22 protein-coding genes are annotated in these 24,061 nt (G+C 67.6%); 10 read left to right on the top strand and 12 right to left on the bottom strand.

Going from position 1 to position 24,061, the window contains the following annotated elements:
* Positions 1 to 46 precede the first annotated feature (46 nt).
* Both GGQ97_RS11455 and GGQ97_RS11450 read right to left on the bottom strand, forming a co-directional pair.
* Positions 47 to 1,042 carry an NAD-dependent epimerase/dehydratase family protein gene (locus GGQ97_RS11455; RefSeq protein ID WP_168069694.1) on the bottom strand — a complete coding sequence of 332 codons (996 nt, stop codon included), beginning with the start codon at positions 1,040 to 1,042 and terminating at the stop codon, positions 47 to 49.
* Between the two features lie 10 nt (positions 1,043 to 1,052).
* Positions 1,053 to 2,369, bottom strand: coding sequence for a UDP-glucose dehydrogenase family protein (locus GGQ97_RS11450; protein WP_168069692.1), 1,317 nt, complete (start codon positions 2,367 to 2,369; stop codon positions 1,053 to 1,055).
* 121 nt (positions 2,370 to 2,490) lie between these two features.
* Here GGQ97_RS11450 and asnB point away from each other — a divergent pair, with 121 nt between their 5' ends.
* Positions 2,491 to 4,461 (top strand): asparagine synthase (glutamine-hydrolyzing), encoded by a 1,971-nt coding sequence (asnB, locus tag GGQ97_RS11445; RefSeq protein WP_168069691.1) that lies wholly within the window; start codon positions 2,491 to 2,493, stop codon positions 4,459 to 4,461.
* Here asnB and GGQ97_RS11440 read toward each other — a convergent pair.
* The 3 genes from GGQ97_RS11440 to surE are packed head-to-tail and all read right to left on the bottom strand — an operon-like array spanning position 4,458 to position 7,209.
* Entirely contained in the window at positions 4,458 to 6,107 is a 1,650-nt protein-coding gene (locus GGQ97_RS11440) for an ABC transporter ATP-binding protein (protein WP_168069689.1), read from the bottom strand. The genes asnB and GGQ97_RS11440 overlap by 4 nt on opposite strands.
* Positions 6,104 to 6,442: a hypothetical protein gene (locus tag GGQ97_RS11435; protein WP_168069688.1), complete on the bottom strand. Its 339-nt coding sequence runs from the start codon at positions 6,440 to 6,442 to the stop codon at positions 6,104 to 6,106. Before GGQ97_RS11435 ends, GGQ97_RS11440 begins: the two co-directional genes overlap by 4 nt.
* Positions 6,439 to 7,209, bottom strand: a complete 771-nt coding sequence (surE, locus tag GGQ97_RS11430) for a 5'/3'-nucleotidase SurE (RefSeq protein WP_168069686.1) — start codon at positions 7,207 to 7,209, stop codon at positions 6,439 to 6,441. Before surE ends, GGQ97_RS11435 begins: the two co-directional genes overlap by 4 nt.
* 304 nt (positions 7,210 to 7,513) lie before the next feature.
* On the opposite strand from surE, the gene dksA reads away from it, so the two are divergent.
* Positions 7,514 to 7,975 carry an RNA polymerase-binding protein DksA gene (gene dksA / locus GGQ97_RS11425; RefSeq protein ID WP_168069684.1) on the top strand — a complete coding sequence of 154 codons (462 nt, stop codon included), beginning with the start codon at positions 7,514 to 7,516 and terminating at the stop codon, positions 7,973 to 7,975.
* Between the two features lie 113 nt (positions 7,976 to 8,088).
* Here dksA and GGQ97_RS11420 read toward each other — a convergent pair whose 3' ends face one another.
* Entirely contained in the window at positions 8,089 to 8,253 is a 165-nt protein-coding gene (locus tag GGQ97_RS11420) for a YdcH family protein (RefSeq protein ID WP_168069683.1), read from the bottom strand.
* A gap of 144 nt (positions 8,254 to 8,397) precedes the next feature.
* Between GGQ97_RS11420 and GGQ97_RS11415 the strand changes: the two genes are divergently transcribed.
* The 4 genes from GGQ97_RS11415 to GGQ97_RS11400 all read left to right on the top strand — a co-directional run bounded on the left by GGQ97_RS11415 (position 8,398) and on the right by GGQ97_RS11400 (position 10,777).
* Positions 8,398 to 8,595, top strand: a complete 198-nt coding sequence (locus GGQ97_RS11415; RefSeq protein WP_168069681.1) for a DUF465 domain-containing protein — start codon at positions 8,398 to 8,400, stop codon at positions 8,593 to 8,595.
* A gap of 99 nt (positions 8,596 to 8,694) precedes the next feature.
* The gene (locus tag GGQ97_RS11410; RefSeq protein ID WP_168069680.1) at positions 8,695 to 9,189 is read left to right on the top strand and encodes a DUF1465 family protein; all 495 of its coding nucleotides are present in this window, start codon (positions 8,695 to 8,697) and stop codon (positions 9,187 to 9,189) included.
* A gap of 17 nt (positions 9,190 to 9,206) precedes the next feature.
* On the top strand, positions 9,207 to 10,352 hold the full coding sequence (locus GGQ97_RS11405; RefSeq protein WP_168069678.1) for an iron-containing alcohol dehydrogenase: 1,146 nt from the start codon (positions 9,207 to 9,209) through the stop codon (positions 10,350 to 10,352).
* The gene (locus GGQ97_RS11400) at positions 10,349 to 10,777 is read left to right on the top strand and encodes an acyl-CoA thioesterase (protein WP_342448527.1); all 429 of its coding nucleotides are present in this window, start codon (positions 10,349 to 10,351) and stop codon (positions 10,775 to 10,777) included. The genes GGQ97_RS11405 and GGQ97_RS11400 overlap by 4 nt, the downstream gene beginning before the upstream one ends.
* Positions 10,778 to 10,781: 4 nt before the next feature.
* Here GGQ97_RS11400 and GGQ97_RS11395 read toward each other — a convergent pair whose 3' ends face one another.
* Positions 10,782 to 11,735 (bottom strand): NAD(P)H-dependent flavin oxidoreductase, encoded by a 954-nt coding sequence (locus tag GGQ97_RS11395; protein ID WP_168069676.1) that lies wholly within the window; start codon positions 11,733 to 11,735, stop codon positions 10,782 to 10,784.
* Between the two features lie 139 nt (positions 11,736 to 11,874).
* On the opposite strand from GGQ97_RS11395, the gene GGQ97_RS11390 reads away from it, so the two are divergent.
* Positions 11,875 to 15,741, top strand: coding sequence for a PAS domain S-box protein (locus GGQ97_RS11390; RefSeq protein WP_168069675.1), 3,867 nt, complete (start codon positions 11,875 to 11,877; stop codon positions 15,739 to 15,741).
* Between the two features lie 44 nt (positions 15,742 to 15,785).
* Positions 15,786 to 17,156 carry an argininosuccinate lyase gene (gene argH / locus GGQ97_RS11385; protein ID WP_168071013.1) on the top strand — a complete coding sequence of 457 codons (1,371 nt, stop codon included), beginning with the start codon at positions 15,786 to 15,788 and terminating at the stop codon, positions 17,154 to 17,156.
* Here argH and GGQ97_RS11380 read toward each other — a convergent pair.
* The 5 genes from GGQ97_RS11380 to argC are packed head-to-tail and all read right to left on the bottom strand — an operon-like array spanning position 17,142 to position 22,313.
* Entirely contained in the window at positions 17,142 to 18,368 is a 1,227-nt protein-coding gene (locus GGQ97_RS11380) for an argininosuccinate synthase (protein WP_168069673.1), read from the bottom strand. The genes argH and GGQ97_RS11380 overlap by 15 nt on opposite strands.
* Before the next feature lie 6 nt (positions 18,369 to 18,374).
* A complete protein-coding gene (locus GGQ97_RS11375; RefSeq protein ID WP_209022843.1) occupies positions 18,375 to 19,235 on the bottom strand; it encodes an ornithine carbamoyltransferase in 861 nt (286 codons plus the stop codon).
* Complete coding sequence (gene argB, locus GGQ97_RS11370; RefSeq protein ID WP_168069670.1) at positions 19,232 to 20,140, bottom strand: acetylglutamate kinase; 909 nt, start codon at positions 20,138 to 20,140, stop codon at positions 19,232 to 19,234. Before argB ends, GGQ97_RS11375 begins: the two co-directional genes overlap by 4 nt.
* Entirely contained in the window at positions 20,137 to 21,300 is a 1,164-nt protein-coding gene (gene argJ / locus GGQ97_RS11365) for a bifunctional glutamate N-acetyltransferase/amino-acid acetyltransferase ArgJ (protein WP_168069669.1), read from the bottom strand. The genes argB and argJ overlap by 4 nt, the downstream gene beginning before the upstream one ends.
* On the bottom strand, positions 21,297 to 22,313 hold the full coding sequence (gene argC / locus GGQ97_RS11360; RefSeq protein ID WP_168069667.1) for an N-acetyl-gamma-glutamyl-phosphate reductase: 1,017 nt from the start codon (positions 22,311 to 22,313) through the stop codon (positions 21,297 to 21,299). Before argC ends, argJ begins: the two co-directional genes overlap by 4 nt.
* Before the next feature lie 42 nt (positions 22,314 to 22,355).
* Between argC and GGQ97_RS11355 the strand changes: the two genes are divergently transcribed.
* Both GGQ97_RS11355 and GGQ97_RS11350 read left to right on the top strand, forming a co-directional pair.
* Positions 22,356 to 22,835, top strand: a complete 480-nt coding sequence (locus GGQ97_RS11355; protein WP_168069666.1) for an arginine repressor — start codon at positions 22,356 to 22,358, stop codon at positions 22,833 to 22,835.
* A gap of 70 nt (positions 22,836 to 22,905) precedes the next feature.
* Complete coding sequence (locus tag GGQ97_RS11350) at positions 22,906 to 24,060, top strand: extracellular catalytic domain type 1 short-chain-length polyhydroxyalkanoate depolymerase (protein ID WP_168069664.1); 1,155 nt, start codon at positions 22,906 to 22,908, stop codon at positions 24,058 to 24,060.
* Position 24,061 lies beyond the last annotated feature (1 nt).

The raw sequence follows: 24,061 nt of genomic DNA, 5'->3' as shown, positions 1-24,061 counted from the left end.
TCCGGTGGACGCAGGTTCAAACCAGCGATGGATGCGGTGGCCCGCTCTAGCGGTCGAAATGATCCCGGAACCAGCGCACGAACTGCGGTACGCCCTCGTCAATACTGGTCCGCGCGGCGAAGCCCGTGTCGCGGGTGGTAATCGCGGTGTCGGCATAGGTGTCGACCATGTCGCCCGGCTGCATCTCGGCCTGCTCGACCAGCGCGGCGCGACCGGTCGCCTGCTCGATCAGCGCCACCAGCCGGCCAAGCTCCTCGGATCGGCTGTTGCCGAGGTTGTAGACCGCGTGGGGCGAGAAACTGCCTCCGGGCTTCTCCTGGCCGTCGGCGAGCGGCGGGCGGTCGAGGACCCGCAGGATGCCGTCGACGATGTCGTCGATGAAGGTGAAGTCGCGCCGCATCCGGCCATGGTTGAACAGGCGGATCGGCCGCCCCGCCAGCACGGCATCGGTGAACAGCCACATCGCCATGTCGGGCCGCCCCCACGGTCCGTAGACGGTGAAGAAGCGAAGCCCCGTCTGCGGAATGGCGAACAGGTGGGCGTAGCTTTCGCTCAGCAATTCGTCCGAGCGCTTGGTCGCGGCATAGAGCGATAGCGGCCGATCGGCGCGCTGCTCGACCGACATCGGCAGGGTCGTTCCGCCGCCATAGACCGAGGAGGAGCTGGCATAGACGAGGTGGGTGACCCGCCGATGCCGTGCCAGTTCGAGGATGTTGGCGTGACCGACGAGGTTGGAGCGAATGTAGGTAGCCGGCGATTCGAGGCTGTAGCGGACCCCGGCCTGCGCCCCAAGGTGGACGATGCGGTCGATCTCGACCTCTGCCAGCGCCCCGTCCAGCGCGGTGGCGTCGGCGAAGTCGAGGCGGTGAAAGGTTAAGTCGCCGCCCGATCGCTCGAGCTCGGCCAGCCGCGCCAGCTTGAGCGCGGGGTCGTAATAATCGTTGAGGTTGTCGATACCGACCACGCGCTCGCCGCGGGCAAGCAGCGCACGGGCGACATGCATTCCGATGAAACCAGCGCAACCGGTGACGAGGATCGGCACCGCCGCCGCCTCAGCCCTGAAGCTCGCCGCGCCCGATCCCGCGATAGGTCAGTCCGGCGCGGAGCACGTCGGCCGGCTCGTAGACGTTGCGCAGGTCGACCAGGTGGTTGCCGCGCATCGCGCCAGCGATACGCTTGAGGTCCAGCGCGCGGAACTCGTCCCATTCGGTCACCAGCACCAGCGCGTCGGCGCCCGCGGCCACCGTGTAGGCATCCTCGGCAAAGGTGACGCCCGGCAGCATCGGCTCGGCCTGCTCGCGCCCGACGGGGTCGAACGCCACCACCTCGGCGCCGCCTTCCTGCAGGCGCCTGATCAGCGCCAGGCTGGGCGCGTCGCGCATGTCGTCGGTGTTCGGCTTGAAGGTGAGGCCAAGCACGCCGACCTTCTTGCCCTGAAGCTCGCCGCCCAGCACCTCGCGAACGCGGTCGGCCATTGCCGCCTTGCGCGCGTCATTGACCTCGACCACCGAGCCGACGATCCGCATGCCGACGCCTTCCTTCTCGGCGGTCTGCAGCAGGGCAAGCGTGTCCTTGGGGAAGCAGCTTCCGCCATAGCCGGGGCCAGCATGGAGGAACTTCGGGCCGATCCGGTTGTCGAGGCCGATCCCGCGGCTGACTTCCTGGACGTCGGCGCCGACCGCTTCGCACAGGTCGGCGATCTCGTTGATGAAGCTGATCTTGGTCGCGAGAAAGGCGTTGGCGGCGTATTTGATCAGCTCGGCCGTGCGGCGACCGGTGAACAGGATCGGCGCCTTGTTGAGGAACAAGGGGCGATAGACCTCGCGCAACACTTCGCGGGCGAACTCGTCCTCGGCGCCGACCACGATGCGGTCGGGAATCTTAAAGTCGCGGATCGCTGCGCCTTCGCGCAAGAATTCGGGATTGGAAGCGACGCTGGTGCCCTCGGGCGCGCCATTCTCGCGGAGGATGCGGGTGATTTCGTCGCCGGTGCCGACCGGGACGGTGGACTTGGTCACGACCACCGCCTTCTTGGTCAGCGCCCCCGCGATCTCCTTGGCGGCGGCGTAGACGAAGCTGAGGTCGGCATGGCCGTCGCCGCGCCGGGCAGGGGTACCCACCGCGATGAATACCGCATCGGCGTCGCGGATGCCCTCGATCAGGTCGGTGGTGAACTTCAGCCGGCCATGTTCGGCATTATGCTTGACCAGCGCTTCGAGCCCCGGCTCCCAAATCGGCATTCGACCGGCGAGGAGGCCTTCGATCTTCTCGGGCATCTTGTCGACGCAGGTTACGTCATGGCCGAAATCCGCGAAGCAGGCCCCCGAAACCAGGCCGACGTAACCCGTGCCGATCATGCAGATGCGCATATGCTGTTCACTTGTCCTTGAGCTTGCCGCCGGGCCCTAGCCGGGCCGCCGGCCAATGGCTAGGCCGCGCCCCGACGCTCCAGCTTCCCTGCTGCGGCGGTCCACGGTAAGGGCTCGGGCCATGTGCGGTATTGCGGGTATGCTCGGTCCCTCGGCGGGCGACGAACGGCTTCTGGAAGCCATGGCCGGTCCGATCCGGCATCGCGGCCCGGATGCCGGAGGCGTCTGGTCCGACCGGGAGGCGGGGATCGGACTCGCCCATCGCCGCCTGTCGATCGTCGACCTCAGCCCCCACGGTGCCCAGCCGATGGCGTCGTCCGACGGGCGATTCATGCTCAGCTACAACGGTGAGGTCTACAATCACCGCGAATTGCGCGCCGAGCTCGAGGCCGCGGGCGCGGCGCCGCCGGGCGGGTGGCGCGGGCATAGCGACACCGAAACGCTGGCCGAGGGAATCGCCCGCTGGGGCCTCGCCGCGACGCTGGAACGGGCGACCGGCATGTTCGCGCTGGCGCTGTGGGACAAGGCCAGCCGAACGCTGAGCCTGGTGCGCGACCGTTTCGGTGAGAAGCCCTTATATTACGGGTGGATCGGCAATGATCTTGCCTTCGCGTCCGAGCTGAAATCGCTCCGCGCGCTGCCGGGTTTCGCCGGCGAGATCGACCGCGAAGCGGTCGCAGGCTTGTGTGCCCGGTCTTACATCCCGGCACCGCTGTCGGTGTATCGCGGCATCTTCAAACTGCTTCCGGGCTGCATCCTCGAAGTGACCCCCGGCGCCGCACCGCGCAATGTCGCTCCGGCGGTGGGCGAGGCAGGGCAGGGGCTGCGCCTGACCCGTTATTACGATTATCCCGCTGTGGTCGCAGCCGGCTTGGCCGACCCGATCGCGACCGAGGCCGAAGCCCTTGAAGCGGCAGAAGCGGCGCTGCGCCGCGCGATTGCCGACCAGGCCGTGGCCGACGTTCCGGTCGGTGCCTTCCTGTCGGGCGGGTTCGACAGCTCCACCGTTGTGGCGCTCTACCAACAGGTGTCGAGCAGCCCGGTGCGGACCTATTCGATCGGGTTCACCGAAAAGGGCTTCGACGAGGCGCCGCATGCCCGCGCGGTAGCGGCTCATCTCGGCACCGAGCATCACGAGTTATACGTCTCGCCGCAGCAGGCGATGGAGGTGCTGCCGCTCCTCCCGGCCATGTATGACGAGCCGTTCGCGGACAGCTCGCAGATCCCGACCTATCTGGTCAGCCGCTTCGCCAAGCAGGATGTGACGGTGGCGCTGACCGGGGATGGCGGCGACGAGTTGTTCGGCGGCTACAATCGTCACGTCATCGGCCCGGCGATGTGGAAGCGGCTGGCCCCGATTCCGGCCGGAGTGCGCGCGCTTGGCCGCCCGCTCGGCAGCTTGCCGCAGCGCTGGTTCGAATTGCTGGTGCGGAGCGGCCCGCGCGGCAATGGCGCCGCGCGCATCGCCAAGGGCCTGCAGGTCGCCACCAGCGCGCGCTCGCCGGACGACGTCTACCGCGCGTTCATCGACGAATGGGCGTTCGAGCGCAGCCCGGTGCTGGGCGCGGCACCGGTGCCCGACGTCGGCTTTGCGCTGGACGGCGCGAGCCCGGCCGAGCGGATGATGCTGGGCGACGCGCTCGGCTATCTGCCCGACGATATCCTGTGCAAGGTCGACCGCGCGTCGATGGCGGTCAGCCTGGAAACGCGGGTGCCCTTCCTCGATCACCGGCTGGCGGCGACTGCGGCGCGGATACCGATCGGGATGAAGATCTCCGACGGGCGGGGGAAGCAGGTCATCCGCAAGATGCTCGACCGCTACGTCCCACGCGAACTGACCGATCGGCCCAAGGCCGGTTTCGGCATACCGGTCGGCGAATGGCTGCGCGGGCCGCTCAAGGGCTGGGCCGACGATCTGCTGTCCGAGGAGCGCCTGCGCCGCGGGGGTCTGTTCGACGTCGCGGCGATCCGCCGCCGCTACCAGGCGCACCAGGCGGGGCATCGCGACAGCACGGTCGCTTTGTGGTCGGTGCTGATGTTCGAAGCCTGGCTCGACGCGCAGGACAGCGGCTCCCTTTCGCGCGCGGCCTAGGCGAGGCGTCCCGACTTCAGACGCACGACCCGGTCACAGCCCGCCATCATGGTATCGCGATGGGCGATGAGGAGGATGGTGGTGCCGCGTTCCTGCAGCCCGTCGAGCGCGCTGAGGACGTGGGCCTCGCTGCCGGGATCGAGCGCGCTGGTCGCCTCGTCGAGCACCAGCAACGGCGCCGGCCGATAGAGCGCCCGGGCCAGCGCCAATCGCTGCCGCTGGCCGCCCGACAGCAACTGGCCACGGTCGCCGACCCGCGTCGCAAGCCCGTCCGGCAGCATCGCGACCAGCTCGTCGAGCCCCGCCAGCCGCACCGCGTCCAGCACCCGGCGGGTGTCGGGCGACGGATCCATGAAGGCGATGTTCGCGAGGAGGGTGGTGTCGGCGACGAAGGGGGATTGAGGAACATGTGCGACATTGCGCTGCCAGGCGGGCGTAAGGTCGCGCGATAGCGGCGTTCCGTCGATCAGCACCTGCCCGTGAGAGGGCTGGAGCAATCCCATCACGAGATCGGCCAGCGTGCTCTTTCCGCTGCCGTTGGGCCCGGCCAGCGCGATCCGCTCGCCGCGCCGGATCAGGAGGTCGATCCCGGCAAGCGCCGGCTCGTCGCGGCCAGGGTAGCGGAAGGTGACGTCTTCCAGCCTGATCTCGGTGGCGAAAGGAAGGGCAGGGGGCGGAGGCGAGAGGTCGAGGTCGGGCTCTGCCAGCAGGGCGGCCATCCGCTCCTGGATGGCGCCGGTCGAAGCCAGCGCGTTGTAGCTCTGGTTCACCTGCTGCAGCAGCGGCAGCAGGCGTTGGGCCCCGAGGCCCAAAGCGGCCAGTGTCGGCAGCGCGGCGGCAAGGCCTCCCTCGCGGCCCGCGAGCCACCAGGCGACCAGCGCAAGTACGACGAGGCCGAGGCTTTCGACCAGGATCCGGGGCACGCCCTGCGCGGTCAGCAAGGCGGTGCGGGCATCGGCGAGGCGGGCGTCGATGCGGCGGAACCGCTCCGCCGCCTGGCCGCGCGCGCCGCCCAAGATCAACTCGCGCATCGCGCCGACATGCTCCTGCACCGCGGCGATGCGATTCTCGAAGCCATCGCCAAGCTCGTCTCCGGCGCGTCTCAGGCGACCGCGGACCAGCAGGTTGGAAGCGACGAACAGCAGGGAAAGCACCCCCGCCGCGGCAAGGGCGGCGGGCGCGTCGAGCCATAGCAGCCCGGCCAGGATGCCGACAGCCAGGACCAACGCTCCGGCAGCCTGAAGCAGCGGCAGCAGCGCCGAAAAGAGCCATTGTTCGGCAAAGTCGATCGCCGCCAGCGGGCCGCTCGTGCGGGCTGCGACATGGGTCGGCCAGTCGCGCGCCAGAACGCGCCGCTGCACCGCGACGATCAGCCGGTGTCCGGTGTCGAACGCAAGGCGCTGGGTCAGGACCAGCAAAGCGAAGCGGATGGCGCCTGCCGCCAGCGCCGCGGCGACGAACAACAGGGCCGCACCCTCCGCGCCGCCGCCGTCGAGCCAGCGCCTGATCAGCATGACGAGGGCCGCCAGCAGCGCGAACTCGAACAGGCCGCCGGCGATGGTCGCAAGCGCGAGCACGCCAAGCCGCCGCCTTCCGCCGTCGGGCAGCGCAGCGACGATCAGGCGCAGGGATCTGAGCGGGCTCATCTGCCCCGGCCGCTCAGCAGCCTGGGGCGGTTCCTGGCCACCCACAGCAGGATCGTCGGAAGGAGCATGGTCCCGATCAGGTCACGAAGCCCTTCACCGACCTGCATCGGGAGCGAAGGCCAGCGCTCCAACCATAGGTCGTAGGCTTCGTTGGCAAGCTCCAGCAGCAGGACGATCAGCCACGGCCACTTGCTGGCGAGCGAGGTCCGCAGCAGCGCGGCGAGGACCAACTGGAGGAGCACTCCGCCCATCACGTGGAGCGTGTCCATCGGCCAGCCGGTAGAGTGCCGGACCAGCTCCTTGACCTCGTACCATAACGCCGGATCGAAGCTCATCGATTGGTGAAGCGATCGGCGAGCGCCTGCAGCGACTGGTCATGCGTCAGGTCGAGGTGGAGCGGCGTCACCGAGACATGGCCGTCGGCGATCGCCTCGAGATCGGTCTGGTGGCCCGGGGTCTCGATCGAGGGACCGAGCCCGAACCAGTAATAGGGATAGCCGCGCGGGTCGGTGCGCTGAACGATGCGGGTCCGACCATAGTCCCGGATGCCCTGCCGAACCACCTTGATCCCCTTTACCTCTTCAGGCGCGAGGGCCGGGAAGTTGACGTTGATCAGCGTCCCCGGCTCGTGGGGGGTCTGCAGCAATTGCTCGAGCACGCGCGGTGCCCAGTGGGCGGCGGCGGCGAACGGAACGGTGTCGCCCATGCCTTCGCGGGCATAGACCTGGCTCAGCGCGATCGAGCGAACGCCCGCCAGCGCGCCTTCCATCGCGGCCGATACTGTTCCGCTGTAGGTAACGTCCTCGGCCAGGTTCGCACCGCGATTGATGCCCGAGATGATCACGTCGGGCCGCTCGTCGGGCATCAGGTGGAACAGCGCCATCAGCACCGCGTCGGTCGGCGTTCCGGCCACCGCGAAGCGGCGTTCGCCGAGTCGGCGCAGGCGGACCGGGCGGGTCAGGGTCAGCGAATGGCCGGTGCCCGACTGCTCCTCGGCCGGGGCGACCACCCACAGGTCGTCGGTGAAGGCGCTCGCGACCTCCTCCAGCAGCTTGAGGCCCGAGGCATTCACGCCGTCGTCGTTGGTGAGGAGGATGCGCATCGCCAGCGCTATGCGCGAAGCGCTCCCCGGGGTGCAACCTTCGGGGTGCGGCGTGAGGTTGCGTTATTTTGGCAACATGGTGCGGGAAAGGCGTTTCACCGCTTGTTCAGCCCTGCGGCGTTAAGTACAGGCGCCGCAGGGGAATGAGATCGACTTCGCGGGGCGTAAGTTCCCGAAAAGTCTAGTGATCGCCGCTTGTTGTGCTGCGTTTGGGGCAGGGCCGGGCGGCGGGTGTGCTTTGGGTTGGTACCGGCGCGCCATGGTGACATGCCGCCGGCATTCCGACCCACTTGGGGAGGAAGAGATGGCTACCGCGCTTAGCGACGTCTACGACACACCGGAATCGTTCGACCGCATCATCCTGCCCGAGGGCTATCGCCCTTGCGACCAGGAAGAATTCATGGGGTCGATGCAGCGGGCCTACTTCCTCGGAAAGCTCCGGGCATGGAAGGAAGCCATCGTCGAGGAAAGCCGCGCCACCATGGCCCAGCTTCAGGTCGACACCCTTCGCGAACCCGACCTGGCCGACCGCGCTTCGAGCGAGACCGACTGGGGTATCGAACTTCGCACCCGTGACCGCCAGCGCAAGCTGATCGCCAAGATCGACGCCGCCATCCGCCGCCTTTATGCGGGCGAATATGGCTATTGCGAAGTAACCGGCGAACCCATCGGCCTCGGTCGCCTGGAAGCCCGCCCGATCGCAACCATGACGCTCGAATCCCAGGAGCGTCACGAGCGGATCGAGAAGGTCAGCCGCGACGATTGAGCCCGAAGCCTGCGCGATGGTGCAGGTTCCGGTTGATCGTTCCCGGGTTTGAGTCGGCCGGTCTAGGGCTGGACAAGCTGCTCCCCCCGAAGCGAGGGGAGCGGCAGGTCAGCTCAATGCACCGTCAGGCCGAGCATTTCGTCCTTGAGGCGGAGTTTTTCTTTCTTGAGCCGGTGGAGAAGGATGTCGTCAGGGTTGGGTCGCCGCTCTTCCGCGTCAATCTGTGACTGGACGGCAGCATGCTTGTTCTCGAGTGCCTCGACGTGAGCCTTTTCCATCGTGCGTCATTCCCTTTCGTTGGTGTGACAGCCACATGAGAAAACCATGAAACGCCCGGTTTGTCCCGCCCAATTTGCGCCACTGGCCCCGCTGGGCCCGCAATCCGCCGTGAACCACGAGCCAGCCGAATCCATATCCTGCCCATGAACGACGATCAGCCGACCTCCCATATCGAAGCCCTCCGCGTCGAGCATCGCCGACTCGACGCCGAGATCAGCGCGCGCGTGGCGAGCGGCGACGTGGACCTGATGACGCTGGCCCGGTTGAAGAAGCGCAAGCTGCGGCTCAAGGACGAGCTCCAGATGCTTCACGATGCCGCCGTTCCGGATATCATTGCCTGACCGACCGTCCGGAAACGCGTCTCGGAACGGGACGAGAGGGAGCCAAGCCAGCCGCGTCGCTGTTCCCCCTCGAAGCGAAAGCATTATGGTAGACAGGACATGAAGGATATTTCGAACCTCGAACCGGGTGGGGGAAGCCGGATCACGCCGCGGCTGGTGGAAAGCCTTTACACCGAGGCGATGCTGCTGGCCGACGAGGCGCGGACCTATTTCGACGTCGGGAGCCGCGCCGACCGAGACCTGCTCGAACCGTTCGTCCGGGTCGGTTTCGCGTGCGAGTCGCTCAAGGTCACGACCCGGCTGATGCACATCATCGCCTGGCTGCTGACCCAGCGCGCGGTCGAGACGGGCGAGCTGAGCGCTGCTTCGGGCCGTCGTCCCGAACGGCGACTGGGCCATGCCGGCGCCAGCGATCCGGTGGTGGTCGAGCAGTTGCCGCCCGCCGCCCGTGCACTGATCTCGTCGAGCATCGACCTGTACGAGCGGGTTCGGCGTCTCGACGAGGAGCAACTCAACGACCAGCCGGTGCCAAGCCCGGCCCGGGCGCTGATGGGCCGGCTCGAACGCGACCTCATCTGGAACAGCAACCGCTGAGCCGCTAGGCCGGGGCGGTGACCCCGAACCAGATCCTCAACCCCGGCCCGCGGCTCCTGATCGGACAGGGGAGGGCGCCTGAACTCGCCGCCGTCCTGCCGCCGGGACCGGTGCTGCTGGTCAGCGATGGCGCGGTCCGGTCGATGGGCCTTCTCGACCCGCTCCTCGAAGAGCTTCAACGGGACCGGGAGATCGTCCTGTTCGACGCGGTCGAAGCGGATCCCAGCCGGGCGACCCTGCTTGCCGCGGGTGCGGCCGGCCGAACCGCCGGGGCGACCTCGGTGATCGGCTTTGGCGGCGGGAGCCCGATGGATGTCGCCAAGCTCGCCGCCTACCTCCTGGGGTCCGGGGACGATCTCGATGCGATCTGGGGCGTTGGCCTGGCTCGTGGGCGGCGCCTTCCTCTTGCGCTGGTGCCGACCACCGCCGGGACCGGGTCCGAAGCGACTCCGGTCGCCATCATCACGGTCGAGGGGGCGGAGAAGCGCGGGGTCAATGCCGCGGCGCTGATCCCCGACGTCGCCGTTCTCGACGCTTCGCTGACCCTCCGAAAACCGCGGGCCCTGACCGCAGCGACCGGGGTGGACGCGATGGTCCATGCGATCGAGGCCTATACCTCGGCGAGGGCGAAGAACCCGGTGTCCGACATGCAGGCCCGAGAGGCGTTGCGGCTGTTGTCGGCGAACCTGCTGCTCGCCTGCGACGAGCCGGGCAATGTCGCGGCGCGCGAGGCAATGCTGGTCGGGGCGCACCTCGCCGGGCTGGCGTTCGCCAATGCGCCGGTCGCGGGGGTGCACGCGCTGGCCTATCCGTTGGGCGGGATCCACCACCTCGCCCACGGCCTCAGCAACGCGCTGATGCTGCGCCCGGTGCTTTCGTTCAACGCCGAGGCCGCGCGGGAGCCTTATGCCGAGCTTGCCGCCATCCTCGATCCCTCGGCCGCCTCGCTCGGATCGCAGGCGGCTGCGGCCCGGCTGGTCGAGCGGCTGGAAGAGATGATCCTCGCCACCGGGCTGAAGCCGCGGCTGCGGGACCACGGCATCGGCCGCGACGAGGCGCCGATGCTCGCCCGCGAAGCGATGAAGCAGACCCGCCTGCTGGTGAACAATCCCGTGGCGATTAGCGAAGCCGACGCGCAGCGCCTGTACGAGGCCGCCTGGTGAGCCGTCCGGTGGCGCCGCGCCGCGAAGCCTTCCGCCGCTGGCACGAGATCACCCTGCGCTGGGCGGATAATGACGCCTACGGGCACGTCAACAACACGGTCTATTACCAGTGGTTCGACAGCGCGGTGAACGCCTTGCTGGTCGGGGAGGGATTGCTCGACATCGTTGCCGGCGACCCGATCTGCCTGGTGGTCGGCACCGCCTGCGACTATTTCGCGCCGCTCAGTTTCCCGGGCGAGGTCGAGGTCGGACTGGCGGTGGAAGAGCTCGGCCGCTCGAGCGTCCGCTACCGCCTCGGGGTGTTCGCAAAGGGCGCAGAGGAAGCGGCGGCGGCCGGCACGTTCGTCCATGTCGCGGTGAGCCGGGCCGGGCGCCGTCCGGTGCCCTGGCCCGATCAGTGGCGCTCGGTGCTGGAGCGGGTCTGAGCGCCTAGCCGCAGACGCGCGCCTTGGCCGCGCGATATTCCTCGCTCCACCGGGCCACCAGTTCGCCTGCGGGCTGCACGCGGTCGATCGCGCCGATCCCCTGGCCCGACCCCCAGATGTCCTTCCACGCCTTGGCACCGGCCGCGCCGCCGAAGCTCATCGCCTCGGGGGAGCTTTCGGGCAAATTGTCGGGATCGAGCCCGGCCTGCTCGATCGACGCGCGGAGGTAGTTGCCGTGGACCCCGGTGAACAGGCTGGAATAGACGATGTCCTTCGCCGAGCCTTCGACGATACCCTGCTTGTAGCCATCGCTGGCCCGCGCTTCGTCGGTGGCGATGAAGGGGGAGCCGATGTACGCGACGTCGGCGCCCATGGCCTGCGCGGCGAGGATCGCGCCGCCGTTGGCGATCGAACCCGACAGCGCCAGCGGCCCGTCGAACCAGCTCCTGATCTCCTGGACCAGTGCAAACGGCGACCAACGCCCGGCATGGCCACCGGCGCCGGCGGCGACCGCGATCAGCCCGTCGGCGCCCTTTTCGATCGCCTTGCGTGCGAACCGGTCGTCGATCACGTCGTGGAGGGTGATCCCGCCCCAGCCGTGGACCGCCTGGTTGAGCTCCTCGCGCGCACCGAGCGAGGTGATCACGATCGGCACCTTCCACTTGGCGCAGGTCGCCATATCCTCTTCGAAGCGGGTGTTCGAACGGTGCACGATCTGGTTGACCGCGAACGGGGCGGCCGGTGCGTCGGGATTGGCGCGGTCATGTTCGGCCAGCGCTTCGGTGATTTCGTGCAGCCACTCGTCGAGCTGGCTTTGCGGCCGCGCGTTCAGCGCCGGGAAGCTTCCGACCACCCCCGCCTTGCATTGCGCGATGACCAGAGAAGGACTGGACACGATGAACAAGGGCGCGCCGATGACCGGCAGGCGAAGAGGCGCGAAGACGGGCGGCAGTGACATGGATCCCCCGGAGCAGACAGAATGTGATCAAGCGCTAGGTCGCTCCCCGCACCGGTGCAACCCCCGGCCCAGAGGCCAGTTTGCGTTACGCTTCGCTGCTCGGCTATGACGTCAACAGGCCCGAAGAAGCAGGCGTTGCATGGATGTGTCGACCAGCCCCGGGCCAGATCAGCTCCCACCGCTGCTGTGGCGTGAAGTAGCCGACGAATTTCCGCAGCTTGCGTGGATCACCGACAGCCAGGGCCGGGCGGTGTGGTTCAACAAGCGCGCTGTCGACTTCCTCGGGCTGAGCCTCGAGGAACTGCTCGGCGATGGATGGGGGCGTGCGATCCACCCCGATGCCGTGCAGCGGGTTGCTGACACATGGCACCGGGCGGTGCAGACGCAGACCAGCTACGAATGCCATTACCCCCTGCGCCAGCATGACGGCAGCTATCGCGAGTTCCTGGCCCGCGCCGAACCCCATCGGGGCTCCGACGGCAAGGTCGACTATTGGTTCGGGACCAGCACCGACGTCACCGATCAGCGCTTTGCGCAGGAAACCGCGCGCATGGCTGCCGAGGAAATCGAGGCAATCTACGCCACGACGCCGATCGGTCTCGCCATTCTCGACAAGGAGATGCGGTTCGTCCGGATCAACGAGCGGATGGCCGAGATCAACGGCATTCCGGCCGCCGAACACCTCGGCAAGACTGTCCGCGAGCTTCTTCCCGATCTTGCCGACCAGGGAGAATCCGCCCTTCGCCGGGTGTTCGCGGGCGAGGAAATCATCGGTCTGGAGCTCAACGGTGAAACGCCGGCTTTTCCGGGCGTGGTCCGCACCTGGCGCGAGAATTGGCTGCCGGTCCGCTCCGCCGCGGGGGACATCACCGGGGTCGCCATCTCCGCCGAGGAGATCACCGCGGCCAAGGCAGCGGAGGTCGCACTGGCCCGCTCGGAAGCGCAATTCCGCACGCTCGCCGAAGCGCTGCCCGGAATGCTTTTCATCACTGCCCCCGACGGCGGCAACAGCTACGTCAACGACACCTTCGCGCGCTACACGGGTCGGCCCAAGGAAGAACTGCTCGGCACCGGATGGGCCGGCACCCTGCACCCCGATGACGTCGAGCGCGGATGGGCCTGCTGGAACGAGGCAGTCCGATCTGGCTCACGCTACGAAACCGAATATCGGATCCGCAGGCATGACGGCGAATTCCGCTGGCACACTGTCAGCGCTCTCCCGGTGCCGATGGGCGAGGATGGCGCCGAGAAAAGGTGGGTTGGAACAGCCGTCGACATTCACGACCGGAAGCTGGTCGAGCAGGAGATTCAAGAAGCCGAGGCCCGCTACCGCGCGATCTTCGAGCAGGCCGGCGTTGGCGTTGCCCGCGTTTCACCGGACGGACCGTTTCTCGAGATCAACGACCGCTATTGTCAGATCCTCCGTCGCAGCCGCGAAGAAGTGCTTGGTAGCGGCTGGCAGTCGATAACCCACCCAGACGACATCGACCGCGACGTGGCGCAGGTGCGGGCGATGCTTCGCGGCGAAAGCAAGGGCTTCGACAGCGAAAAGCGCTACGTGGCGCCCGACGGCAGCGACATCTGGGTGAACCTGACGCTTGGCGCCCAGTATGACGACGACGGCAAGCTTCTGTGCTTCATTCCGATCGCCGAGGACATCAGTGCCCGCAAGGCGGCTGAGGAAGCCCTGCGCGCCAAGGAAGAGCGGTATCGCGCGCTGTTTGAATCGATGGAGCAGGGGTTCTGCACCATCCAGGTGACCTTCGACGAGCATCAAACGCCCGTCGACTACCGTTTCACCGAACTCAATCCGGCATTCAGCCGCCACACCGGTCTCGGGCCGGAAGTGCTCAATGGGTCGGTCCGCGAAGCCGTCCCCGGGCTCGAGCAAAGCTGGTTCGAACGCTATGGCAACGTCGCCCTGACCGGTCAGCACGTGCGCTTCATCGACCATGCCGAGCCGCTCGGCCGGTGGTTCGAGGTCTATGCCTTTCCGATCGGCGCACGGGCGGACAATACGGTCGCGATCCTGTTCACCGATGTCACCGAGCGGGTTGAGCAGGAGGAAGCGCTCCGCCGCAGCGAGCAGGAGCTCCGGGTACGCCTGAACGCGATCCCGCAGATGGTCTGGTCGACCCTGCCGGACGGCTATCACGACTTCTACAACGACCGCTGGTACGAATTCACCGGAACGCCGTTCGGATCGACCGATGGCGCGGGATGGAACGGCATGTTCCACCCGGAGGATCAGGCGCTTGCCTGGCAGACCTGGAAGGAATCGCTCGAAACCGGCAAGCCGTACGAGATCGAATATCGCCTGCGGCATCATACCGGGGCCTACCGCTGGGTGCTCGGTCGCGCCTTACCGATCCGCAACGAAGCCGGCGACATCGTGCGCTGGATGGGCACCTGCACCGACATCGACGACCGGATCGAGGCCGACCGTGCCCTGCGTGCCGGCGAGGCGCGCTTGCGCGCCATCCTCGAAGCGGTGCCGGTGGGGCTGATCTTCTCCGATTCGAACGGCAGGCTGACCGGAAGCAATCATCAGGTAACCGAACTGATCGATCAGGAGCTGGTCGAAAGTGCCAGCGTCAGTTCGTATCGCGACGATTATGTCGCCTTTCACGCGAACGGCCGACAGGTGGAAAGTGAGGAATATCCCCTTGCCCGGGCCTTGGCCGGGGAGGAGCGACCCGAGCTCGAATGCCAGGTACGCCGGGGCGACGGCAGCTTGCGGTGGCTGCGCTATGTCGCAGCCCCGATCCGCGACGAAGCAGATGGCCCGATCACTGGAGGTGTCGTGGCCTCCATCGATATCGACCATGAGAAAAGGTTGACCGAGGGGCTCGAGCGCGAGGTCGAGAAAGTGGTCGCCGAGCGCGAGGCGGCGCAGGATGCACTGCGTCAGAGCCAGAAGCTCGAGGCGATGGGTCAGCTGACCGGCGGCGTGGCGCATGATTTCAACAATCTACTGACCCCGATCATCGGCAGCCTTGACCTGCTGCAGCGCAAGCAGGTCCTCGACGATCGCACCGGCCGGCTGGTCGAGGGCGCCCTGGCGTCCGCGGAGAAGGCGCGGGTGCTGGTCCAGCGACTGCTCGCCTTTGCCCGCCGCCAGCCGCTGAAGCCGCAGGCGATCGACCTGAAACTGGTCGTGTCGGAAATGAGCGAGCTGGTAGACTCGACCTCGGGCCCGCGAATTCGGGTGGTGACGCAGTTGCCGCCCGAACTGCCGGCCGCGCTTGCCGACGGCAACCAACTGGAGATGGCGCTGCTCAATCTCAGCGTGAACGCGCGGGACGCAATGCCCGAAGGCGGCACGCTGAGCATCGGAGCGCGCGAGGAGCCGGAGGGATCTGGTCGGCGCCTCGGTCTTCCGCAGCGTCCGCACGTCGTGCTGTCGGTCAGCGACACCGGGCTCGGCATGGACGAGGACACCCGCCGCCGCGCAATCGAACCCTTCTTCTCGACCAAGGGCGTCGGCAAGGGCACCGGGCTCGGCCTGTCGATGGTCCACGGCCTGGCCGCGCAACTCGGCGGCGCGCTCGACATCCGCTCGGCGCCGGGCATGGGCACCACCATCGAATTGTGGCTGCCGCTGGCGGAGGGGGAGGCCACTCACGGAATCCAGGCCGTCGGTGAGCCGGACGCTCACGGCGCGGGCACGGTGCTGCTGGTCGATGACGAGGAACTGGTGCGGGCCTCCACCGCGGGGATGCTTGCCGACCTTGGTTATCGCGTGATCGAAGCCGACAGCGGGGAAGCGGCGCTTGCGCTGGTCGCGGACGGATTGGTGCCGAACCTGCTGGTAACCGATCAATTGATGCCGGGATTGAGCGGGACCGACCTTGCGGTGCGCCTGCGCGAGCGTGTCGCGAACCTGCCTGTGCTGGTGGTGTCGGGCTATGCCGACCTCGAAAGTCTGTCCCCGGCCTTTCCTCACCTCAGCAAGCCGTTCCGCCAGTCGGAGTTGGCGGCGGCGCTGGAGAAGGTGACGGCTTGAGGCGCAGGCCTTATGAGCCGCAGCCCATGAGCCAGAGCAACAAGATGTGGGGTGGCCGCTTCGCCGCCGGACCGTCCGAGATCATGCAGACCATCAATGCGTCGCTGCCGGTCGACCGGCGGATGTGGCGCGAGGATCTGGCGGGATCGCGCGCCCATGCCGCCATGCTGCTCGACCAGGGCATCGTCGGAGCCGAGGACGCCGCCGCCATCCTTGCCGGGCTGGACACCATCGAGGAGGAGTTCGAGCGCGACGGGCCGCCGAGCGACCTTGCTCTCGAGGACATCCACATGGCGGTCGAAAGCCGCCTTGCCGAACTGATCGGCCCCGCCGCCGGCCGCTTGCACACCGCCCGCTCGCGAAACGACCAGGTCGCGACCGACTTCCGCCTGTGGGTGCGGGGCGCGTGCCGCGAGGCCGCCGAGGCGATCGTCCGGCTGCAATCGGTGCTGGTCGCACGCGCCGAAGAGCATGCTGAGACCATCATGCCCGGCTTCACGCACCTGCAGGTCGCGCAGCCGGTGACCCTTGGCCACCACCTCCTTGCTTATGTCGAGATGCTGCAGCGCGACGTGTCGCGCTTCTTCGCCGCCGACGAACGGGCGGGGGAGTGTCCATTGGGCGCTGCCGCGTTGGCCGGTACGGGCTTTCCGATCGACCGCGAGGCGACCGCCGCCGCACTGGGCTTCGAGCGGCCGACCGGCAACAGCCTCGACAGCGTGTCGGACCGCGACTTCGCGCTCGATTATCTTGCCGCCGCGGCGCAGTGCAGCCTGCACCTTTCGCGGCTGGCCGAAGAGCTGATCAACTGGGCCAGCCCGCCATTCGGCTTCGTCCAGCTGTCGGACCAATGGTCGACCGGAAGCTCGATCATGCCGCAGAAGCGCAATCCCGATGCCGCCGAGCTGGTGCGCGGCCATTCGGGACGGATCGTCGGGCTGTTCACCGGCCTGATGATCACCATGAAGGGCCTGCCGCTCGCCTATTCCAAGGACATGCAGGACGACAAGGCGCCGACCTTCGAAGCGCACGACCTGCTGGCGCTCAGCCTCGCCGCGCTTGCGGGCAGCGTCGAGAGCGCGGCCTTCAAGCCCGCCCGGATGCGGGAGGTCGCAGCGCAGGGCTTTGCCACCGCCACCGACCTCGCCGACTGGCTGGTGCGCGAGGCCGGTGTCCCGTTCCGCGAGGCACACCACATCACCGGCCGCGCGGTAAAGGCTGCGGAGGATGCGGGATGCGACCTTGCTGACCTGCCGCTCGAGACGCTGCAAGCCATCGACGCCCGCCTCGACAGCAACGTCTACGACGTCCTCAGTGTCGAAGCCTCGGTCAACAGCCGGACCAGCCACGGCGGCACCGCGCCGGTCCGGGTTCGCGAGCAGGTCGCGCGGTGGAAGGCGCTACTGGATCTGTAGCTTCTTCTTGCGCTGCGCGGCGATGCGCAGGCGCAGCGCGTTCAGCTTGATGAAGCCCGCCGCGTCGCGCTGGTCGTAGGAGCCCGACCCTTCCTCGAAGGTCACGAGGTCCTCGTCGTAGAGCGAATAGTCGCTTTCGCGGCCGATCACAGTCGCATTGCCCTTGTAGAGCTTCATCCGCACCCGCCCGCTCACCATCTCCTGGCTGGTGTCGATCAGCGCCTGCAGCATCTCGCGCTCGGGGGCGAACCAGAAGCCGTTGTAGATCAGGCTGGCGTAGCGCGGCATGATCGAATCCTTGAGGTGCATCGCCCCGCCGTCGAGCGTGATGCTCTCGATCCCGCGGTGCGCCGCCAGCAGGATCGTCCCGCCCGGCGTCTCGTAGATACCGCGGCTCTTCATCCCGACGAAGCGGTTCTCGACGAGGTCGAGGCGGCCGATGCCGTTATCGCGGCCAAGCTCATTCAAGCGCGTCAGCAGCGCCGCCGGCGACAGCGCGATGCCGTCGATCGCGACCGGGTCGCCCTTCTCGAAATCGATGGTGATTTCGGTTGGCGTATCGGGCGCATCCTCGGGCGAGATGGTGCGCTGGTGCACATATTCGGGTGCCTCCACGCCCGGGTCTTCCAGCACCTTGCCTTCGCTCGACGAGTGAAGGAGGTTGGCGTCGATCGAGAAGGGGCTTTCGCCGCGCTTATCCTTGGCGATCGGGATCTGGTTCTTCTCGGCGAAGTCGATCAATTGTTCGCGGCTGGCGAATTCCCACTCGCGCCACGGAGCGATGACGCGGATGTCGGGCTCCAGCGCATAATAGCCGAGTTCGAAACGGACCTGATCGTTGCCCTTGCCGGTCGCGCCGTGACACACCGCGTCAGCGCCGACCTGACGCGCGATCTCGATCTGGCGCTTGGCGATCAGCGGCCGCGCGATCGAGGTGCCGAGGAGGTACTGGCCCTCGTAGACGGTATTGGCGCGGAACATCGGGAACACGAAGTCGCGCACGAATTCCTCTTGGACATCCTCAATGAAGATGTTCTCGGGCTTCACGCCGAGCAGCTCGGCCTTCTTGCGCGCGGGCTCGACTTCCTCGCCCTGGCCGAGGTCGGCGGTGAAGGTCACCACCTCCGCGTCATATTCGGTCTGCAGCCACTTTAGGATGATCGAGGTGTCGAGCCCGCCCGAGTAAGCGAGTACGACCTTGAGCTTAGCCATGATTGTTCAGTCCTGCTGCAAAAGCCACATCAGCGCGCCGCGCGCCGTGTGCATCCGGTTTTCGGCCTGGCGCCAGATGGCGCTCCTGGGCCCGTCGATAACCCCCGCCGTCACTTCCTCGCCGCGCCGGGCGGGGAGACAGTGGAGGAACCAGGCGTCAGGCGCGCGGGCGATCAGCGCCTCGTTGACCTGATAGGCGGCGAGGTCGGCCATCCGCTTTTCGGTTTCGCTGTCCTGGCCCATCGACACGAAGACGTCGCTGTAGACGACGTCGGCGCCGGCGACGGCCGCCTGGTCGGCGGTCTGGACGACACCGGCGGGCGCGTCCGACAGCTGATAACCTTCGGGCGCGACGATGGTCAGTTCGGCGCCGAGCGCGGCGCACCCCTGCGCCAGGCTGCGCGCGACATTATTGTCGCCGTCGCCGACGTAGGCGACCTTCACGCCCTCGATCCGTCCGCAAAGCTGCTTGATGGTGAGGAGGTCGGCGAGCCCCTGGAGGGGGTGGTCGGTGCCCGACAGCATGTTCACCACCGGCACCGGGCTCGCCGCCGCCAGCGCCTGCAGCAGGCCGTGGTCGAACACTCGGGCGCAGATCACGCCGTGATAGCAGGCGAGGGTGCGGGCGACGTCCTCGACGCTCTCGCGCGTGCCGATGCCGAGCTCGCCAGCGGTAAGATAGATCGGATGTCCGCCAAGCTGGTGGACGGCAAGCTCCATCGAGTTGCGGGTCCGCGCGCTCGGCTTCTCGAAGTAAAGCGCGGCGCCCTTGCCGGTGAGCAACGGGGCAGGCGGCGCCTCGGCCAGCGCCAGCATCGCTTCGATATCGGCGCCGGACAGGTCGGCCAGGGTCAGAAGATGCTTCACCAATTGGCCTCCTGCCGGATCATCGTGCCAATGCCGTGCCGCGTGAGCAGTTCGATCAGCAAGGCATGGGGAACGCGCCCGTCGATGATGTGGGCGTAGGGCACGCCGCCCTCGACCGCTTCGAGGCAGGCGGTGAGCTTGGGGATCATGCCACCGCCGACGCTGTCATGCGCGATCCGCTCGCGAAGTTCGGGCGCGGTCAGGCGCGGGACCAGGCTGGTCTCGTCCTTGGCGTCCTCGAGCAGGCCCGGCGCGGCGGTGAGGTAGACGATCTTCTCCGCGCCCATCGCGATGGCGATGGCCTTGGCGGCTTCGTCGGCGTTGACGTTGAACGGCTGCCCGTTTTCGTCCGCGCCGATGGTCGAGACGACCGGGACCATGCCGCCGTCGAGCAGCTTCAACAGATGCTGGGCGCGGACTTCGGTCACGTCGCCGACGAAGCCGAGCGACGCGTCGCGCTGCGTGACCCGCAGCAGTCCCGCATCCTCGCCGGAAACGCCGAGCGCCACCGGCTCCGCGCCAGCCTCGCCGTTGATGGTGGCGACCAGGTCGCGGTTGATCTTGCCGACCAGCACCATGCGGACGATTTCGAGCGTCTCGGCATCTGTTACGCGGAGGCCGTCGCGGAACTCCGGCTGCTTGCCGACCCGGCGCAGCATCGCGTCGACCTGCGGCCCGCCGCCATGCACCAGCACGCAGCGCACGCCGACCGAGCGGAGCAGCAGCACGTCCTGCGCCAGCGCGCGGTCGCTCTCGGGGTCGATCGCGGCGCCGCCGAGCTTCACCACCACCGACTTGCCGGCGAATTCCTGGATGTAAGGCAGCGCCTCGACCAGGATCTCGGCGGTGCTGGTGGGGGTCAGCTGGCTCTTGGCGAGCGCGGCGGGGGTGGCATTGGCGGTCATGAGGTCACGCTATTCTCTTTGATGTAGCCCGGGCCGAGATCCACCCCGATCACCCGCGCTTCGCCATTGCCGGCACCGAGGTTGACCTCGATCCGGAATTGCTGGCCCAGCATGTGCTCGGTCAGCGCCTGCGCGTCATGCGCGCAATTGGTGCCGCCCTCGGCGACCTTGATCCCGCCATAACTGACAAAGCTCTTGTCGACGTCGAGCGCGACCCCGGCCGATCCCGCCGCCGCCAGCAGTCGGCCCCAATAGGGATCGGCGCCATACCAGCTGCATTTGACGAGATTGTTCTCGGCGATGTTCTTGGCCGCGATCCGGGCTTCGGCGTCGCTCGCCGCGCCGGTGACGTGGAGATGGGCGAGGCGGGTCATGCCCTCGGCGTCATGCGCCATCTTGAGCGTCAGCAGGCGGCAGGCTTCCTCGAGCGCGCGGCCGAAGCCGTCGAGGTCGCTAGGGGTGCCTCTGCGGCCGCTGGCGAACAGCATTGCGGTATCGTTGGTCGAGGTCGCGCCATCGACGTTGAGCGTGTTGAAGGTCGCGTCGCTCGCCGACGTCAGCATCGCCTGCAGCAGGTCGCGCGGAACGTCGGCGTCGGTGGTGAGAAAGGCCAGCATCGTCGCCATGTTGGGCGCGATCATGCCGCAGCCCTTGGCCATGCCGCCGATGATCCAGCCGTCGCCCTGGACAACGACCTCCTTGGCGACATGGTCGGTGGTGAGGATGCCCTTGGCCGCTTCGGCGCCTCCTTCGACCGACAATTGACCCCCGAGCTTCGGAATGGCCGGCAGGATCACGTCCATCGGAAGCGGCGTGCCGATGATCCCGGTCGAACAGACCAGCACCCCCGCCGCGTCGATGCCCAGCGCCTGCGCCGTCGCCACGCCCATCGCCCGCGCGTCATGGAGCCCGGCCTCGCCGGTCCCCGCATTGGCGTTGCCGCTGTTGACGACCACCGCCGCCGCCTTGCCGCCATTGGCCTGCAGGAGGTCGCGGTCGAGGGTCACGGGCGGCGCGCAGAACTTGTTCTGGGTGAAGACGGCGGCGCAGGTTACCGGCTGCCGATCCTCGGTCGCGAGCAGTGCCATGTCGTGGCGCGACTTCTTGATCCCGGCATGAAGTCCGGCGGCGATAAAGCCTTCGGGGGCGGTAACGCTCATGGAAACACTCCTTCGGCCGACAGGCCGGCGGCCTCGTCCAACCCGAACATCAAATTGGCGCACTGAACCATCTGCCCGGCCGCGCCCTTGCCGAGATTGTCGATCGCCCCCAGCGCCAGCACGCGCCCGGTTCGCGGATCGTAGCGCGCGGTGACGACGGCCCCGTTACTCCCCGACACCCACTTGGTCGCGGGGGGATCGTCGCTTACCCGCACGAACGGCTCATTGGCGTAGGCGGCCCGCAGGACCTTAAGGGGCTCGTCAGCCGCCATTTCCCGGACGGCAGTGGCATAGCATGTGGCAAGGATACCGCGGGTCATCGGGGCGAGGTGAGGGGTGAACAGCACCGTCGCACCCAGCGCCTGCTCCATCTCCGCGGTGTGCCGGTGGTTGAGCAAGCCGTAGGCCGCGAAGCTTCCGTCGACGGTGTTGAAGGCGGTGCCTTCCTTGACCCCCCGGCCGGCGCCGCTGACGCCGCTCGCCGCATCGACGATCAGGCTCTTCGGATCGATCAGCCCGGCATCGACCAGTGGCTTGCAGGCGAGGATGGTCGCGGTCGGATAGCAGCCTGCCGCCGCCACCGCCCGGGCCGAGCGGATCGCTTCGCAGTGTAGTTCGGGGATGCCGTAGACGAACTGGTCGAGCAGATGCGGCGCCTGATGGGCTTCGCCATACCAGGTTGCATAAACATCTGGATCGCGCAGGCGAAAATCGGCGCCGAGGTCGACCAGCCTTGCCCCGCTTGCGAGGATCGTATCGGCCCACTTCTGGCTCTCGCCATGGGGAAGGGCGGCGAACACCAGATCGATGCCATCGAGTGCGTCGGGCGTGAAGCGCTCGACTTCCAGCGCTGCGGCCGCACCTCCGATGTGGGGATGGACCGCGCCCAGCTTCTGCCCGGCCTTGCTGTCACCGAACAGGCGCGTGGCGGCGATCCCCGGGTGGCGGGAAAGGAGCCGGAGCAGTTCGCCGCCGACATAGCCGGAGGCGCCGAGAATGGCGGATCGAATCATGGGAGGGCGGCTATGGTCCTGTTTGCATGACTATGCAAGTTCATGCATAAGAACTGCATGACCGGTGCCCGCAACAAGCGCCTGGCGGCCCTGACCGCCTTGCTTCGACGACATAGCCTGACCCGCCAGGACGAACTCGTCACGGCCCTGCGCGAGGCGGGCTATGAAGTTACCCAGGCGACCGTCAGCCGGGACCTCGACCAGCTCGGCGCCATCAAGATCCGCCGCGGCGGAGAGACCCGTTACACGCTGCCGGACCAGCTCGGGGCCGCGCGTTCCGACGACGGGCGACTCCGTTCTCTGTTCGCCGAATGGGTCCGTGTCGCGGAGCCGGCCGCAAATCTCGTTGTCCTCAAGACGCCGCCAGGGTCCGCCCATCTGGTCGGCGTCGCCCTCGACACCGCTCCGCCGGCGGCCGTGGTAGGCACCATTAGCGGCGACGACACTTTGTTCATCGCCTGCCGATCCCCGGCCGAGGCGGCGGCGCTCGCCGAGGAATGGCAGGGCTGGCTGCGAGGCTAAAGGAGCCAAAACTTATATCGCAGCGCACCATTTTATGTTGCGCTGCAGCAAAATTGCTCGTGAAGTGTTGATGCATTGCCGAACCGGACAGGAGAATCAGCATTCCCGGACTTCACGACACGATTCCCGCCTGAACGCCCTGCGAAATCGACTGCCCGGCCGGGCCAGCGACCAAGCGGACGAGCGGCTGGCGCCGCTGACGGACTTCGGGACCAATCCCGGCGACTTGCTGGCTCATACCTATCTGCCGCGCGACCTGCCTGCGGGTGCGCCGCTGGTGGTCGTCCTGCATGGCTGCACGCAGTCGGCCGGGGGCTATAACCGGGGTGCCGGCTGGACCAGTGCCGCGGACGAGAATGGCTTTGCTGTCCTGTTTCCGGAGCAGCAGCGGGCGAACAACCCAAACCTCTGCTTCAACTGGTTCGCGCCCGCCGATACAGGCAGGGGCGGCGGCGAGGTATTGTCGGTCATCCAGATGATAGAGGCGCTCTGCCGGAAGCACGCGCTCGACCCGCGGCGGGTCTTTGTCACCGGTCTGTCGGCGGGCGGGGCGATGACTGCCGCACTGCTTGCCGCCTATCCCGAGGTGTTTGCCGGCGGCGCGGTGATCGCCGGTCTTCCCTTCGGCACCGCCTCGACGGTTCCCGAAGCGTTTGAGCGGATGCGGACCAAGTCGCCATTCGGCGCGGACCAGTTAGCGGCATTGGTGCGCTCGGCATCGAGCCATGCCGGTCCGTGGCCGACCCTTTCGGTATGGCACGGCAATGCCGATCGAACGGTTGATGCCGGCAATGCGGCGGCGTTGGTGGATCAATGGCGCGGGCTGCAGGGCCTTCCTGCCGCTCCCAGCGCCACGGAAAAGGTCGCTGGCCATCTTCGCCGGGTCTGGCGCGACGGCGAGGGCCGTGACGTCATCGAGGAATATGTGATTACCAGCATGGGCCATGGCACCCCGGTGCATCCCGTCGCGGCCAATCAGGGCGAGGCGGCCGGTCCTTACATGCTGGACGCCGGCATCTCCTCGACCCGCCGGATCGTGGCGTTCTGGAAACTGGATGGCGGACGCAAGACCGCCGCCACCACCGCCGCCGCCGCCGCCTCGCCGCGGGTGACGGCCGCCTTGCCAGCGGTAAGCCCCCCACGACGTGGTCCAGCCGCTCCCCCGGTGAACAAGGTTCAGGACGTCATCGAGAAAGCCCTCAGAAGTGCTGGCCTGATGCGCTGAC

It is taken from the genome of Sphingomonas kaistensis, assembly GCF_011927725.1.
Lineage (GTDB): Bacteria > Pseudomonadota > Alphaproteobacteria > Sphingomonadales > Sphingomonadaceae > Sphingomicrobium > Sphingomicrobium kaistense.
This window is presented reverse-complemented; position numbering and strand designations above follow the sequence as displayed.